This is a genomic window from Pedobacter sp. (genome assembly GCF_040513095.1).
GTDB lineage: Bacteria > Bacteroidota > Bacteroidia > Sphingobacteriales > Sphingobacteriaceae > Pedobacter.
In genome coordinates, this window is sequence record NZ_JBEVDX010000017.1 from 29,484 (window position 1) to 41,252 (window position 11,769).

Genomic DNA, 11,769 nt, shown 5'->3' on the forward strand with positions numbered 1-11,769 from the left:
TTACATTTGTACTTGAAAACAGTGCGGAAAAGAACTATGGTCGTGCTCCGGGAGGACCCAGAATCGTGTCTCCAATACGGGTCATTTCCTCCATGACCATTTGCATATCATGCTCTTGCTTCGGTGGCTCATCTCCGCCGTCAGATGGAATACCTAAATTCAAAATTAACTCTGCAAAACCGCTTGGCGCAGCTATAGCAAGCGCTTTAAATGGTGCTATGGAAGAATGATTTGCAATTGTGTGCGGTACATTTTTTGGAATAAAGTGTGTTTCACCAGCTTTCAGCACTACATGCTGGCCTGGTATATAAACAGAAACTTCTCCTTCCAAAACAACAATGGTTTCGCTGTAATTTGCATGTTTATGTAAAGGAGTTTCGGCGGCGGGTGGAAAGGTACCTTCGATCAAATCATAGTGATCTGCTGTTACACTGCCGCTTTGCAGGATACGCTGTTTGGAACCAAACAGCCAATAAGATGGAATCATGATGAATTATTTTAATAATTTATAATGTAACAAACATAGTAAGGGATCAGCCTCGCTGGGCTGAACCTAGGTTAATTAATGGCTGTAGTTAAATACAGTCAGGTTGAGATTGGACATGAAAGAAAGACTTATAGCTAATTTGCTGGAGAACCGATTTATCAGCACTTCAGATCAGGTAAAAATTGCCGATAAATTTCAGGTAAAACAGGTCAGGAACGGGGACTGGCTGATCAAAGCCGGAACGGTAGCACGACACTTATATTTTATTAATGAGGGAGTATTAAAAATTACTATACCTCATGTAACTGAGAAAGACATTGTTTATTATTTTATGGAATCGCCGCAATTTATGACGTTTCTATACAGTATGTATGGCAATATTCCTGCCCAGCAGGGACTTCAGGCTGCGACTGACAGTCAGATTTTAACTATTGGAATGGATGATCTGATGGCACTTTATGAAGAGATTCCTTATTTACGCGGTTTGATAGATGAGATCGCTCAGCTATCAATGGCACATATGGTAACAATAAAAAACATTTATGCGGGCAGGGATGCTTTAGACAAGTACAAATTGTTTTTAACAAAACAAAAGGATATTGCTACGCAGGTGGCGCTGTCTGATATAGCCTCCTATCTTGGTATCAGGGCGCAATCTCTCAGCCGTGTACGCAGGCAACTTGTTGGTTTGCTATAGTTCATCGTATAAAACTTATTCGATACACTACCTAACCCTTATCAACTTTATGTAAATGGTATTCAGGCTAATGCGCCTTCAAGCTGATAAGGTACTGAATTGAAATCTTTTCATAACCTCCAGATATTTAGTAAAAGGACAAAGAGTTCGTCGAAGGGACATGCGTGGTTTTTAAGTCCGGGAAGTTTGTCCTTAACCATCCTGCCATAAACTCCGATCCTGCTTCTTCACTTGCAACATGGCCCAATACCACCAGTGAAACCTGGTCGCCTTTGGCCCTTGCATCCCTGATGTATTCCGCAGTTTCCCATTCCTGGATCTCACCGCAAATCAGTACGTCCGGTTTCAATTTGCTTAGCATACTGATCTGCGTGGTTCCTCCCGCTGCACCCGGAAGAAAAAGCACCTTTTTACAGTCTTGTTTGAGATCACCAATGTATCTTACTTTACTGATGTTCAGTTTGGTTTTCAGGAACTCTATTAAGCCGCTCAAAGGGATGGCAGGAATGTTTAGCGTACCCGTTTTCTGGTCAAAATAGGATGCCCAGTTTAGTTGTTTCAATAAGCCGGCACCTACACCGTCAGGTTTAAGCGTATGGATATAATCATGGTTCCGCCATACTGTTATCATATGTTTCTTGAGGAGTTCGGCCTTGAATTGATAAACGTCATCATTAGCCAGCCATGCTGTTTCATCCAGATGATTATAGAAAGTTGGTTCATGAGCGATAATGAAGTTGGCGTTCAGTGCAATGGCTTTTCTGATTACATCAATGGTAGCGAACATGGTAGTCACTATTCCGGTAACTTTCATCCCTCTACTGCCCGATTTTAGGGTATCCACAGTTTTTGGAAAAGCACCAGCTCCCACCTTGCTGATAAACAAGTCTATTATTTCTCCTGCAGTTACCTCTTCTTCTAGGGTAAGTATATTGCTTGCCCTGCCTAAAAATGGAATATTCAAAAGAAGGGTAATACCAGAGATCTTTGCAAGATCAAGAATAAATTTTCTACGTTGAGGCACTGCGTTCGCTGATCTGCTTTCTTCCATTTTGCTTGTGATTTGCTGCAGGTTAATTTAGCTTTAATAATCAGTTTACACAAGAACTATAACAGTGGCTATTGCCTGTTTGTATGCTTCTTTAAAATGGTGTAGGCAAACTATCTCAGAACCACTTATACAGAATTAAACCAGATATCATTACTAAATAAAGTATTTTGGATCCTTAACTTTCTATAATTTCAGCATCATAAATAAATGTCAACCCATGAGCGTTAATATTGGACTAATGATCTGGCGGGAGATGAAGCGTAAAAATTTATCAGCAGCTGCGCTCGCTGATTCATTAGGTATAGGTAAAAACCGGTTACAAACCATCCTGAAAGAAACATCAATTGACACAGACCTTTTATTAAAGGTGTGTGAAGTACTCAACTTCAATTTTTTCCAGTACTTCGAAAACACCAACCTCTCTAAAAAATTGACGTCGCAATCCCTGCTTGATGCAAAAGCTGAGATAGAAATGCTAAAAGCTTTAATCAAAGAAAAAAACTCTATCATTGATTTGAAAGATCAGCTTCTCAAAAGTCAGGCGAGTATTATCACCATTTTAGAAAAGGGATAAGAGAAATAAATTAGCCCGTGACAAAGCATCTAAATGATTTTGTCTTTAAAAATTGAAACGGTTAGCAGGACACTTTCGGATTGCTATTTAACTCAGGGCCTTAGAAATCAGCTCGGCCCCAACTGCGCTGTATGTCAATTTTAAAGCCCATTCTTTCCCGCGTACACTCATCTTCTTCCAGGTCTTTTGCAATATGCCAATGATTTTTTCCGCGGGATGTTTCACAATCAGATCATCAAACTGGAACTCCAGAAAAACAAGACATAGGGCATCTTCGATGGTTTGCACATCAGGTTCAGTCTTCAAGTGTTTTTTGAGCACAATTTCACGCATATTTTCAATGATCTGTTCATCGTACCCGATTGATCGCAATATGGATGACGCGGTATCTGCATGGAATTTCGAAAGATCACTACGCCAGGTTAAATAACCTATTCTACCATCGGGATAGGATGCCCGCTTTATTTCCCATCGTCCAATATGTTGACAACGTGAAGCAAGCTGCAGTGGCTCACTTGCATTCGGGTCAAGTTTAATTACCCATTCATGCAATTTGAGGGCGTAAAAGTATTCCGCAGATATCGTGACACCATTGATTAGCAATTGTTCTGGTGATTTTCGATTATAATTGTCAAATAGGCTGAATGCCTGGTCTAGTTTATTCATATGTAGGTGGAACAAAATTACATTTAAATTTTCTCGTCAAGGCTATCCAGACGCTTAAATACCAAATCTTCAAAAAGCCTGGCTGAAGCCTCACTGTTTCTAAAGGAATCATCTAACTACGTAGTTTGCATCATTTGAATCCTATTGGTAAAAGTAAAAAGCAAATTCCTGCTCTGCAAATCCGGCGCCTGCTATTGCCAGTACCCATACAAGTTTATTCATTTTTTGAATTTTAAATAGTCTGAGATATGTTGGTCTGGCGGCAAGAGAGAAACGTATTTCCTTAAGTAACTGAGCTAAGCGATTGGAGAGCAGGTCAGGGCACCGGCAAAGCTTATTTATATTATTGAAAAGATTGGTAAAACGTCATATTGTTTCATGAAATAAAGAAATAAAGTATATTTGATTTTCACAAATAAAAGATATGGACACGACGTATTTTGAAGAATTATGTTTACGACTTTCCAGCGGCTCGACATCTGATCTAACTGCGCTTTTACCGGCTGAAATACAACAGGAAGTTGGCCATTTCAATGTATTCAACCTGTCGGATATCACCCAGCCAAAACGCGAACAGCCGCCAGTTCCATACGCTTGTCGTGCCTTCTATAAAATAAGTTTTTTAACCGGTCAATCTATAGCGGAGTACCCGGACCGTACGGTAAAAATAACGCGGCCCACTCTGATTTTTACTACGCCTAGAAGTCCCTTCTATTGGTCACCAATAGGCAGTCAGACTGGACTGTTCTGCGTATTCACAGCCGAATTTCTTCATCCAAGTAAGACTGGGCTAACACTTGATGATCTCCCAATCTTTAAATCTACAGATGTACCTATCTTCAGCTTATCAGATGCAGATCTGCCAAGAGTGGAAGCAATCTTCCAGCAGATGAACAGCGAGATTTACTCTGACTACGCTTATAAATACGATCTTCTGAGGGCGTATACCCTGGAACTGATTCACCTTGGGCAGAAATTGCAGTCCAAAACAACCCTGCACACCGGCCATAGTGCCTCTGCCAGAATGACCTCACTATTTCTTGAATTGCTGGAAAAACAATATCCCCTGGAAAGCCCACAACAGAAAATCGTTTTGCGCACTGCAAAACAGTTTGCCGATCAGCTGGCCGTTCATGTGAATCACCTCAACAAATCATTAAAAGATACAACAGGATTAACCACCACAGAGCTTATCACAGGAAGAATCCTGCAGGAAGCCAAAGCGCTATTGGGCCATACTGACTGGACCATTGCAGAAATTGCGGACAGCCTTGGCTTTTCAGACTTCTCACACTTTGCACACTTTTTCAAGAGCCAGTCCTCGCTCTCACCGGGTGCATTCCGGAACAATACAAAATCTTTGAATTATACATAAATCTGATTGTTCCCGACAAACCGGCAATGCCGGCTTTGGTTGAATTTTGTACTGTTATAAATCATTTAAAAATAAGTACAATGACAACTCAAAAAATCGCATTGGTAACCGGCGGCAGCCGTGGAATAGGTAGGGACATCTCAATCAAACTCGCGCAAAAAGGCGTGGATATCCTGCTTACCTATAACAGCAATAAAGAAGAAGCCGAGAAAACAGTAGCTGCAATTACAGCGCTTGGCCGAAAAGCAGTAGCACTTTCGCTCGACACTACTGACAGTAGCAGCTTTGACCACTTTTTTTCGCAAGTCAGCCAGCACTTAAAAAACACCTTTAATACTGACCGTATTGATTTCCTCATCAATAACGCAGGCACCAGTCTCAACGCGGCTATCACGGATACAACCGAGGCCCAGTTTGATGAAATGATGAACATCCATCTGAAAGGAGTTTATTTCCTCACACAAAAAGCATTAAACCACTTCCATGATGGCGGCCGTATCGTCAATATTTCTTCGGCTGTATCAAGGGTGAGTTTTCCCGGCGTGTCTGCCTATGCAATGATGAAGGGGGCGATAGATGTTTACACAAGGGCCTTGGCACTTGAACTGGGCGTTCGTGGTATTTCTGCTAACGTTGTTGCACCAGGCGCCATCTTTGGCGGAGGAGCAATGGAAGATACACCTGAAATACGCAGCTTTGTTATGGGGAACACCGCATTAGGTCGTGTAGGTATACCTGATGATGTAGGTGGCGTAGTAGCTTTTCTTTGCAGCAGCGATGCACAATGGATCAATGGCCAGCGCATTGAGCTTACTGGCGGCATGAACCTGTAAGCTATTTAATGATAAGAAAGTTGCTGACAGGCTATGAGCTATTCCTGTCAGCAACTTTGCCAGTATAAATCAGAAGATAATTCTAAATTAGCCCGAATAAACCAGCTCTGGAAATATTGATAAGATTGCTTAAATCAATTAAAGGTAATATCACATTAGCATACCAGCGTAAAATTTTAACTTTAGAAATAAACTGATCCTGAAGATCTTTACTTTTAGAGTGAATCCGCTTTAATCTATGAATACACTAATTGAGCTGGTACATGCCTACGGGCTTTGGATAATTTTTCTGATTACATTATTCCAGAGCGCCGGCCTGCCCCTTCCCGCATTTGCCATCCTCATTGTGACAGCAGCTGTCACTCCTGTTAGTGCATTTGATATTATAGCGCTCATACTAATAGCAAGCACTGGCTCTTTGATTGGTGACATTTTTTTATACTTTGCTGGTAAAAGAATAGGCTCCAGTGTTCTTGGTAAGTTGTGCAGAATTTCGCTATCTCCAGATTCCTGCGTTAAGAGCAGCGCTGATATCTTTACCCGGTATGGCCCTCCGGCATTGACCATTTTAAAGTTCGTTCCGGGACTTTCCACATTGGCCCCGGTAGTAGCAGGTGTTTATGCAATGCCGATAACTTCATTTATAATTTTCTCTTTTATTGGAGCGGTATTTTACAGCACAACGGCAGTTGGATTAGGCTTTTTATTCCGCCATGAAATTAGCAGCTTAATTGCCACGCTAGCTGAATTTGGTAAGTTTGGTCTAATTATCGTGTTTCTTGCTTTCGGCATTTACCTGCTTGTGAAATGGTTTCAGCGGTACCGTCTCATCAGGAAATTCAAATCTGACCGGGTAACGGTTGCTGATCTGCTCGGGTTGATACAGGACAGTTCAGGTTATATAATCCTTGATGCACGCCCCGATGATCAGCGGATCAGAAACGGATTTATCCCCGGCTCAGTACCTATCACTGATATCAATTTGACTGAGATCGCCAGCCTCTATTCTGCCTATGATGAAATTATAGTCTATTGTTCCTGCCCAAACGAACTCACAGCAGCTAAATATGCTGACAAATTGCGCAAGTCTGGCTTAAAACGCATCAGGCCCCTGCTTGGCGGCCTTGACGAGTGGGCTAAATCCGGCGGGCAAATAGCTTTTCATTAATATGGCAAATAATAACTCCTTCCCTGCTTTAAAATGTTAATAAAGACATTCTCAATCCCAAGCCGGCCGTACCTTTCACCATATTTGACATTTTTGTAGAACAACTGCTGATCATCATAATTAATTATCTATGCGGTAGTGGGTTCATGGGTCTGTATATATAATGTTGCAGAGACCATCTTACTTATACAGATCGTAGGTAAAATCAGACTGCCAGTAATATTTTGTATCAATATCCATAATTGTCAAACGGCCTGAATCTCCTGCGCCTGTATCCAGGTTATGGATGTTGAAGGCAGTCAAAGGTTGATCTGTATTCCACTTTGTAGTGGGAGTATGGCCTATATAAATCTCCATAAAATCCGCTTTTATAAAAAATTGCCCGCCATTTTCCTTGTAGTACATTGCATTTTCCCATAAACTTCTGTCCCAATAAAAGTCCTCTGTTCGCTGTGCAGGGAAAGGTTTTTCAGCATTGAACCCGGCGTGCACAAAGCACCTTTTTTCCTCATCAACATAATAGGACTGTTGATTGGTAAAGAAAGCAATGTGTGTGGCAGGTATATCACCGGATACCAATGCACTCTTATATCCGCTTGCTGAGGGGAACAGTCGCCCGCTTTTTCCCGCATGATCTAAATAAGATGAAAGTGTAGCCATACCTCCATGATTCCAGAAATAAGGATGAAACTCAGTTTTCGCAAAATCATAAAACCAATCGTCATGATTGCCTTTTAAAGCAATGAGGTGTTTAATCTTTAATAATTCCTCTACGCATTCATAAGATTGCGGATACTTATCAACTACATCACCAAGCTGTATCAACAGGTCGTTTTCATAATCAAATTCTGATTTAAGGAGACATTGTTTTAACGCTTTATATGCACCATGGATATCCCCCATCACCAATGTTCTCATGCCTATATTTTAATTTCTTTCAAAATTAAGATTATAAGTCAGGAAGGCAAGTTCTGGATTTGAAAAGCTGATTTGTACAAAAACAAATACTACACCTTTTTGAAGGGCTGATTATGATCAATCTCTCGTGCTGACCTTCGTCATAAATGAAAAGTTGTTTTATCTTCGTCATTAGCCCCCAGCCATGGAAACAAATTAAAAGATTGTGGTTTATAAAAACCATGTTATCTCGCTTTTAAATAGAACACCACCCTCCCCTGCATTTTCGTAATCACCATAAATTTGAATGCCCCTGTTGCTGCATCAAAGAAGCCAGGCCAGTAATGGTATTTAAAATCAAATGTCTCAAGGGATCCAATCATTGTAAGCAGCGCAAAGTAAGCACTGCGGCTCAAATTGTATTCATCAGTATCCATACTGCAAGTGACCAGCAGCGCAGTTTCTGCTATCTTCAGGTATACATATTCCGGTTCCTCTTTATGGATTCTTATACGTACTGTGAGTAATTCATTTACACACTCCAGTTCCTTAATATAGATGGGCATGTATTTGCTTTGCGGCGCTCGAATTCGGACTGACTATTCAGGGTTTTCAGGCTGAGTTTTCGGGTGCCCGGATTAAATGGAAGAATGCAATAACTAGAAATGCACTAATCTCTTAATACGCTTGCCTTAGTATACTCCCAATTCATTCTGGCAATATTCAGTACCGAGATTCCTTGCGGACATTTAGCCTCACAAGCTTCAGTATTGCTACAATGTCCAAATCCTTCTTCATCCATTTTCGCTACCATGCTTAAAACCCTTTTGGCAGCCTCCTTTTCACCTTGCGGCATTTTAGCAAGGTGAGCAATCTTTGCTGAAGTGAAGAGTGCTGCACTAGAATTTTTACAGCTGGCTACGCAGGCCCCGCAGCCAATACAGGCGGCTGAATCAAAGGCCGACTCAGCATCTTCATGAGTGATCAATAGGGAATTTGCTTCTACAGGCTGACCTGTATTGGCACTGATAAAACCACCGGCTTGAATAATACGGTCGAATGAAGAGCGGTCAACTTTCAAATCACGCTTAACAGCAAAGGCCTTTGCCCTGAAAGGCTCCACATAGATCGTAGCACCATCCTCGAACTCACGCATGTGTAACTGACAAGCCGTTACGCCAGGTACCGGGCCATGCGCCTGGCCATTGATCATCACGCCACAGGTACCACAGATTCCTTCACGACAATCGTGATCAAATTCTACCGGCATGTCACCTTTGAGAATCAACTGCTCATTGAGTGTATCCATCATTTCAAGAAATGACATATGCTGGTCAACCTGATCCAGATCGTAGTCTACCAGTTTTCCTTTAGTCTGTGCATCTTTCTGACGCCATATTTTTAGCTTAATCTTCATGTTTTCTAGGTATAGCTTCTTACAGATAATTTAATGAATTCAAAAACCAGTGGTTCGGGATGTAACACAGGCTGGGCATCTTTCCCTGCCCATTCCCAGGCAGAAACATAACAGTACTTCTCGTCGTCCCTCAGTGCCTCGCCATCGGCAGTTTGATATTCTTCTCTAAAGTGGGCGCCACAAGATTCTTCACGGCTGAGGGCATCATTGCACATCAATTCAGCAATTTCCAGGTAATCGGCTACGCGGCCTGCTTTTTCCAGCTCAGCATTGATCTCTGCTTCCGTGCCTGGTACAATTAGTTGCAGATGGAATTGCTGACGCAGCGTTTGTATGCCCTTTATTGCTGCTGTTAATCCTTCTGCTGAACGTGATAGTCCACATTTATCATAAAGCAATTTTCCCAGCTCTTTATGGAAAAAGTCGGCAGTTTTTGTTCCTTTGATTGAAATGAGGTGTTCCAACTCTGACCTTACCTCCTTCTCTACGATATCGAATTGCGGATGTTTTACCGTCGCCTTCTCGCCTTTCAATTCTCCGGACAGGTAATTCGCCAATGTGTAAGGCAGAATAAAATAACCGTCAACACAGGCTTGCAGTAATGAGTTTGCACCTAACCTGTTAGCGCCATGATCAGCAAAGTTTGCTTCTCCAACTGCAAAAAGACCAGGGATGGTAGTCATCAGTTCATAATTAACCCAAAGCCCTCCCATAGAGAAATGGGCAGCAGGTGAGATCTTCATCGGTGCCGAATAAGCATCATCTCCTGTGATCTTTTTATACATCGAAAACAGGTTACCATACTTTTCTTTGATTTTTTCCAGTCCTTGTTCCTTAATCGGCTTAGAAAAATCAAGGTACACGGCATTGTGTTGTGCACCTACTCCAAAACCAGCGTCAATCCTTTCCTTAGCCGCCCTTGAAGAAATATCCCGCGGGGCCAGATTACCGAATGAAGGATACCGTCTTTCCAGATAGTAATCGCGTTCCTCTTCTGGAATATCATTTGCCGGACGCTGTTCTTTTTCCAGTTTAGGAACCCAGATCCGGCCATCATTACGCAAAGACTCAGACATCAGTGTTAACTTAGATTGGTAGTCGCCCGCCTGTGGTAAAGATGTGGGGTGGATCTGTGTCCAGCTTGGACAAGCCATTAGTGCGCCTCTCTTATGTGCACGCCATATCGCAGAGCCATTGCATCCCATCGCTAATGTAGACAAGTAGTAAATTTTACCGAAGCCCCCGGTAGCAATCACCACCGCTTCTGCAGCAAACCTTTCTATCTCACCCGTATCTAAATTACGGGCAAGGATACCTTTGGCTTTGCCATCAATTACCACTAAATCCAGCATTTCATGACGGCTATGCAAGATAACCGTGCCTAAGGCAACCTGCCGCATTAATGATTGATAAGCCCCCAATAACAATTGTTGTCCGGTTTGTCCACGGGCGTAAAAAGTACGGCTTACCTGTACCCCGCCAAAAGAGCGGTTACTCAGATAACCTCCGTACTCCCTTGCAAAGGGGACACCCTGGGCCACCGCCTGATCAATCAGGTTTAGTGAACATTCTGCAAGCCGGTATACATTAGCTTCCCTTGCCCTAAAATCACCACCTTTTAAAGTATCATAGAACATCCGGAACACAGAATCGCCATCATTCTGATAGTTCTTAGCCGCATTAACGCCCCCTTGTGCAGCAACAGAATGGGCCCTGCGGGCAGAATCCTGAAAGCAAAAAGACATTACCGGATAGCCCTGCTCAGCTAATGAAGCCGCTGCCGAAGCGCCAGAAAGCCCTGTGCCTACAATAATTACCGGAAGCTTCTTACGATTTGCAGGATTGACCAATTTGGCATGTGCTTTATATTGGCTCCATTTATCTGCCAGTGGACCTTCTGGAATTTTAGCATCTAGTATCATATTCCTGATTGAGTAAAGTAAACATAGATAGGGATGATTGAAAAACCGATAGTTACAGTATAGCTGTATATAGTGCCTATCGTTTGAACATAAGCTGCATAACGGGGATGATATAAACCCAGTGTTCTTACTGCGCTTTTAAAGCCATGCAGTAAGTGAAACCCCAACGCAAACATTGAGCAAACGTAGAACAATACATACCACCATGATTTAAAAGCATGGACAACGATAACGTATAGATTTTTATTCCCTTCCTTGTCAAGCGCTGTAACACCGAATTTATACACGTACCAGAAGTCGGCAAAGTGCGTTACCAGAAATATGAGAAGAATGGAACCCAGGATCCCCATATTTCTTGAATACCATTTACTGGTATGTTTGCGGTCGTCGTAAGCATATTTTCCGGCGGTCTTTCTGTTCTTGATTGATATCACCAGAGCATCTACAGCGTGTGCAATCAGTGACAGGTATAAAACATAAGACACCATCTTGATAAAAATATTACCAGACAACAGATGGGAATAATGGTTAAAGCTCCCCTCTGCGCGGTCTGCGGGCAATAATAATTGCAGGTTCCCCAATAGATGGATAACCAAAAAGAAGCAGAGGAACAGGCCAGTTAAAGCCATCAGGTTCTTGCGTGACAGGGTACTTGTGGATAGGGTCAATTTCATTTTCAATT

Annotated in this window: 13 protein-coding genes; 5 read left to right on the forward strand and 8 right to left on the reverse strand. The window is 42.2% G+C overall.

Annotated features, from left to right (window positions below):
* Nucleotides 1-34 precede the first annotated feature (34 nt).
* Nucleotides 35-487 carry a cupin domain-containing protein gene (locus tag ABWY16_RS02705; RefSeq protein WP_353903112.1) on the reverse strand — a complete coding sequence of 151 codons (453 nt, stop codon included), beginning with the start codon at nt 485-487 and terminating at the stop codon, nt 35-37.
* 115 nt (nt 488-602) lie between these two features.
* Between ABWY16_RS02705 and ABWY16_RS02710 the strand changes: the two genes are divergently transcribed.
* Nucleotides 603-1,184 (forward strand): Crp/Fnr family transcriptional regulator, encoded by a 582-nt coding sequence (locus tag ABWY16_RS02710; protein ID WP_353903113.1) that lies wholly within the window; start codon nt 603-605, stop codon nt 1,182-1,184.
* Between the two features lie 127 nt (nt 1,185-1,311).
* Here the strand turns inward: ABWY16_RS02710 and ABWY16_RS02715 are convergent, their stop codons facing one another.
* Entirely contained in the window at nt 1,312-2,235 is a 924-nt protein-coding gene (locus ABWY16_RS02715; protein WP_353903114.1) for a Nif3-like dinuclear metal center hexameric protein, read from the reverse strand.
* Between the two features lie 217 nt (nt 2,236-2,452).
* Here ABWY16_RS02715 and ABWY16_RS02720 point away from each other — a divergent pair, with 217 nt between their 5' ends.
* Nucleotides 2,453-2,809 carry a helix-turn-helix domain-containing protein gene (locus ABWY16_RS02720; RefSeq protein WP_353903115.1) on the forward strand — a complete coding sequence of 119 codons (357 nt, stop codon included), beginning with the start codon at nt 2,453-2,455 and terminating at the stop codon, nt 2,807-2,809.
* An 87-nt stretch (nt 2,810-2,896) separates the two neighbouring features.
* On the opposite strand, the gene ABWY16_RS02725 is transcribed toward ABWY16_RS02720, so the two are convergent.
* The gene (locus tag ABWY16_RS02725) at nt 2,897-3,475 is read right to left on the reverse strand and encodes a DUF4202 domain-containing protein (RefSeq protein WP_353903116.1); all 579 of its coding nucleotides are present in this window, start codon (nt 3,473-3,475) and stop codon (nt 2,897-2,899) included.
* Between the two features lie 424 nt (nt 3,476-3,899).
* Here ABWY16_RS02725 and ABWY16_RS02730 point away from each other — a divergent pair, with 424 nt between their 5' ends.
* The 3 genes from ABWY16_RS02730 to ABWY16_RS02740 all read left to right on the forward strand — a co-directional run bounded on the left by ABWY16_RS02730 (nt 3,900) and on the right by ABWY16_RS02740 (nt 6,851).
* The gene (locus ABWY16_RS02730) at nt 3,900-4,850 is read left to right on the forward strand and encodes a helix-turn-helix domain-containing protein (protein WP_353903117.1); all 951 of its coding nucleotides are present in this window, start codon (nt 3,900-3,902) and stop codon (nt 4,848-4,850) included.
* Between the two features lie 80 nt (nt 4,851-4,930).
* Entirely contained in the window at nt 4,931-5,683 is a 753-nt protein-coding gene (locus ABWY16_RS02735) for an SDR family NAD(P)-dependent oxidoreductase (RefSeq protein ID WP_353903118.1), read from the forward strand.
* 238 nt (nt 5,684-5,921) lie between these two features.
* A complete protein-coding gene (locus ABWY16_RS02740) occupies nt 5,922-6,851 on the forward strand; it encodes a VTT domain-containing protein (protein ID WP_353903119.1) in 930 nt (309 codons plus the stop codon).
* Nucleotides 6,852-7,031: 180 nt separating this feature from the next.
* Here ABWY16_RS02740 and ABWY16_RS02745 read toward each other — a convergent pair whose 3' ends face one another.
* From ABWY16_RS02745 to ABWY16_RS02765, 5 genes are all read right to left on the reverse strand, one after another.
* Nucleotides 7,032-7,769, reverse strand: coding sequence for a metallophosphoesterase (locus tag ABWY16_RS02745; RefSeq protein WP_353903120.1), 738 nt, complete (start codon nt 7,767-7,769; stop codon nt 7,032-7,034).
* A 224-nt stretch (nt 7,770-7,993) separates the two neighbouring features.
* Nucleotides 7,994-8,314 carry a hypothetical protein gene (locus ABWY16_RS02750; RefSeq protein ID WP_353903121.1) on the reverse strand — a complete coding sequence of 107 codons (321 nt, stop codon included), beginning with the start codon at nt 8,312-8,314 and terminating at the stop codon, nt 7,994-7,996.
* Nucleotides 8,315-8,418: 104 nt separating this feature from the next.
* Nucleotides 8,419-9,165, reverse strand: coding sequence for a succinate dehydrogenase/fumarate reductase iron-sulfur subunit (locus tag ABWY16_RS02755; RefSeq protein WP_353903122.1), 747 nt, complete (start codon nt 9,163-9,165; stop codon nt 8,419-8,421).
* Nucleotides 9,166-9,170: 5 nt separating this feature from the next.
* Nucleotides 9,171-11,087, reverse strand: coding sequence for a fumarate reductase/succinate dehydrogenase flavoprotein subunit (locus tag ABWY16_RS02760; RefSeq protein WP_353903123.1), 1,917 nt, complete (start codon nt 11,085-11,087; stop codon nt 9,171-9,173).
* A complete protein-coding gene (locus tag ABWY16_RS02765; protein WP_353903124.1) occupies nt 11,084-11,761 on the reverse strand; it encodes a succinate dehydrogenase cytochrome b subunit in 678 nt (225 codons plus the stop codon). Before ABWY16_RS02765 ends, ABWY16_RS02760 begins: the two co-directional genes overlap by 4 nt.
* Nucleotides 11,762-11,769 lie beyond the last annotated feature (8 nt).

Bases quoted from the DNA above. Each gene is read 5' to 3' on its own strand.
- ABWY16_RS02705 (WP_353903112.1), bottom strand. From the start codon at position 487: ATGATTCCATCTTATTGGCTGTTTGGTTCCAAACAGCGTATCCTGCAA.
- ABWY16_RS02710 (WP_353903113.1), top strand. From the start codon at position 603: ATGAAAGAAAGACTTATAGCTAATTTGCTGGAGAACCGATTTATCAGC.
- ABWY16_RS02715 (WP_353903114.1), bottom strand. From the start codon at position 2,235: ATGGAAGAAAGCAGATCAGCGAACGCAGTGCCTCAACGTAGAAAATTT.
- ABWY16_RS02720 (WP_353903115.1), top strand. From the start codon at position 2,453: ATGAGCGTTAATATTGGACTAATGATCTGGCGGGAGATGAAGCGTAAA.
- ABWY16_RS02725 (WP_353903116.1), bottom strand. From the start codon at position 3,475: ATGAATAAACTAGACCAGGCATTCAGCCTATTTGACAATTATAATCGA.
- ABWY16_RS02730 (WP_353903117.1), top strand. From the start codon at position 3,900: ATGGACACGACGTATTTTGAAGAATTATGTTTACGACTTTCCAGCGGC.
- ABWY16_RS02735 (WP_353903118.1), top strand. From the start codon at position 4,931: ATGACAACTCAAAAAATCGCATTGGTAACCGGCGGCAGCCGTGGAATA.
- ABWY16_RS02740 (WP_353903119.1), top strand. From the start codon at position 5,922: ATGAATACACTAATTGAGCTGGTACATGCCTACGGGCTTTGGATAATT.
- ABWY16_RS02745 (WP_353903120.1), bottom strand. From the start codon at position 7,769: ATGAGAACATTGGTGATGGGGGATATCCATGGTGCATATAAAGCGTTA.
- ABWY16_RS02750 (WP_353903121.1), bottom strand. From the start codon at position 8,314: ATGCCCATCTATATTAAGGAACTGGAGTGTGTAAATGAATTACTCACA.
- ABWY16_RS02755 (WP_353903122.1), bottom strand. From the start codon at position 9,165: ATGAAGATTAAGCTAAAAATATGGCGTCAGAAAGATGCACAGACTAAA.
- ABWY16_RS02760 (WP_353903123.1), bottom strand. From the start codon at position 11,087: ATGATACTAGATGCTAAAATTCCAGAAGGTCCACTGGCAGATAAATGG.
- ABWY16_RS02765 (WP_353903124.1), bottom strand. From the start codon at position 11,761: ATGAAATTGACCCTATCCACAAGTACCCTGTCACGCAAGAACCTGATG.